Source organism: uncultured Caballeronia sp. (assembly GCF_964243625.1).
In the GTDB taxonomy this organism is placed as follows: domain Bacteria; phylum Pseudomonadota; class Gammaproteobacteria; order Burkholderiales; family Burkholderiaceae; genus Caballeronia.
In genome coordinates this window covers 1-2,712 of sequence record NZ_CAXTGZ010000424.1, presented here as the reverse complement: position 1 = coordinate 2,712, position 2,712 = coordinate 1, and the positions used below count along the sequence as shown (strand labels likewise).

3 protein-coding genes (1 of these 3 only partly in view) are annotated in these 2,712 nt (G+C 59.3%); 1 reads left to right on the top strand and 2 read right to left on the bottom strand.

The window, feature by feature from the left end; genetic code table 11:
- On the top strand, positions 1-801 hold the 3' portion of the coding sequence (locus tag ACFFAR_RS23615; RefSeq protein ID WP_375508570.1) for a patatin-like phospholipase family protein. 1,515 nt of this gene lie to the left of the window's left edge; only the last 801 of its 2,316 coding nucleotides appear in the window; its start codon lies beyond the left edge, outside the window; its stop codon occupies positions 799-801.
- Between the two features lie 16 nt (positions 802-817).
- Here the strand turns inward: ACFFAR_RS23615 and ACFFAR_RS23610 are convergent, their stop codons facing one another.
- Positions 818-1,933 (bottom strand): ATP-binding protein, encoded by a 1,116-nt coding sequence (locus tag ACFFAR_RS23610; RefSeq protein WP_375508569.1) that lies wholly within the window; start codon positions 1,931-1,933, stop codon positions 818-820.
- 138 nt (positions 1,934-2,071) lie between these two features.
- Positions 2,072-2,712 (bottom strand): winged helix-turn-helix domain-containing protein (locus ACFFAR_RS23605; protein WP_375508568.1); only part of this gene is annotated, 641 nt, incomplete at its 5' end.

Below are 2,712 nucleotides of genomic sequence, written 5' to 3'. Positions count from 1 at the left end.
GACTTTCAGCGGCGCTATGCGAACCTCTACGACGAGGACGGCAACGTCAAGTTGACGCAATACCTGATTCAAACGGAACGCGCGGGGCTCGACTTTGGCGTGCCGCTTTCCACGCTGGGCGATTTTCGTGTCGGCGTTGCGTACACGCATGCATATGGATCGCCGCAATACAACCTGCCGTCCAACCTTTTTGATCCAAGCCTGCCTCCAACGGACAACCTGTTTCCCGAGATCTACGCGCGGCAAATCAGCGCCCGGGCACGGGTGGTCATCGATCAACTCGACGATCCGCTATTTGCCCGTAAAGGTTATTTCGGTGAGCTTCGCGTGGAGCATTCGCTCTTTGCCGGCAGCGATAGTTTTACCGAGGTGTATGGCAAGGGTATTGTCGCGGCAACGTTCGGACGCCATAGTTTCAATGCGAGCGCGGAGGCCGGCGGCAATTTTGGCAGCTCGACCAACCTCACCAACCCGCTTGGTTTTACGCTCGGGGGATTTCAACACTTGTCGGCGTATGCCGCCGATCAGTTGGCCGGCGACTCGATGTTCTACGGGCAGGTCACATACATGAACCAGATTGCCAGCTTTAATACGCCGCCAATTCGCGGACTGTTTGCGGGCGTCAGCGCGGAAGTCGGAAACGTCTGGCTGAAGGACTCGCAATTCGGCAGCGGATCGCTCAAGCGCAGCTTCACGTTTTTCACTAGCGTGACGAGTTCGTTCGGACCAATTTATCTCGGTGTAGCGTTCGCGCCGGGCGGCAGGACGAACTACTACTTCCAGCTCGGACACGCGTATTGAGTTTGATCGGTGGTCTTCAGGCAGCAGCGCTGACAGGCCAGCTCAATTCGAAACGCGCACCGCTCAACGTCACAGGATCGGTCACCGCAATATGTCCGCGATGTGCGTTCAAAACCTGACGCGTGATCGCCAGTCCGATGCCGTAACCGCCTGTCTGGCGATCGAGCCGCACGAACGGATCGAAGATGCGGTCGCGTTCGTGTTCGGGCACGCCGGCGCCGTCGTCTTCAACAAATATATGTACGTGCCCCCGCTGCACGGACAGCCCGACCACAATCCGTGCCTGAGCATATTTGCTCGCATTGCGCAGCAGGTTGCGCATGGCATACGACATCAGGCGCGTGTCCATAGCAACGCATGCGCACGGATTGATATCCACGTCCCGCACAATGCGCATATGGGTGTAGAGCAGCGTGGCGTCGTGGACCTGCTTGTCGAACCAGTTCAAAAGCGGCGTTGCTTCCAGGTTGGATTGCAGCGAACTATGCTCGAGGCGGGCGTAGGTGAGACTCATATCGATGAGTTCTTCGAGTTCAGTCACATCCTGCCCGATGCCCGCCAATGCCTCGTCATACTCCGCTGCCGATCCCGGCTGGCGCAGGATTTCAAGCGCAAAGCGCACGCGCGCAAGCGGCGTGCGCAATTCGTGCGAGATGCCATTGGTCAGTTCGCGTTGCGCCGCAATGATGCGTTCCATGCGCGCGGCGAGCGCGTTGAGCATGCGCGCAAGCGGCCCGATGATCACGCTATGCGACACGCGTGCACGTATGTTGAAGCGACCGCCCGTGAAGTCGCTTGCGCGCTCGCGGATGATCGTCAGGTCGTGCCAGACGGGCCGCATCCACCGGTATGCAATCAGCGCGGGGAATCCGAACGTCACCGCTGCAATCAGTATTAGCGCAATGCCCGGTATCTGGCCAGCGCGACCCGGAGCAAGGGCAGTTGCTACCACCACAGCCGTCAATATCGCGACACTCAGCAGGCGGAAATACGCGCGCAGATAGAATCGTGACCAGCTTGGCGTGCGATCGGCGCGCGTGTCGGTCCAGGTGCGGCGGAAATGCAGCCAACGCCATTTGCAGTATCGGAGGAAGGGAAGTTTTTGCGCGGTCGCGTTCATGATCGGAGGCATCGGGTTAAGAGCGCGGAGGAACGTGAATCAGCATTCATATGCGCGCTTGAATCTTAGTCTCAGCGCGCAGATGACATTGTCGATATTGCACCATGCGATGTGCATTTTTGTAGCCGGCCATGTCTGAATGGCCGAGCATCATTCCCATGCGATCTTGCTGAATTGATAACCCTTGCCGCGAATGGTCTTGATGCGCTGCGGCGTGGCTGCATCGTCGTTGAGTTTGCGGCGCAGACGCGAAACGCCGCCGTCGATGGTGCGATCCAGCCCGTCGAATTCGAGTCCGCGCAATTGCCGCATCAGGCTCTCGCGGCTGACCACCTCGCCCGCACACATGACCAGCGCCCAAAGCAGATCGAATTCCGCCGATGTGAGCTCCGGGCTGCTGCCGTCGGGCAACCGGACGCTGCGCGTCGCGCGGCTGATTTCGAATTTGCCGAACGCGAACATGTCCGGCTGCGTTGATGCGCCGGCCGTGCGTTCCATGAACGTCACACGGCGCAGTTGCGCCTTGATCCGCGCAAGCAGGATGCGCGGTTCGACCGGTTTGTGAACGTAGTCGTCCGCGCCGAATTCGAGGCCGAGCACTTCATCGAACTGATCGTCGCGCGCGGTCACCATGATGATTACGCCATCGAAATGAGCGCGTGCCTCGCGGCATATCTGGAAGCCGTCCTTGCCGGGCAGGTTGACATCGAGGATCACCAGATCCGGCTGACGCTTGAGTATTGCGGGAATTGCCTCGTTGCCATGCCGGACGACATCGACTTCATAGTCGT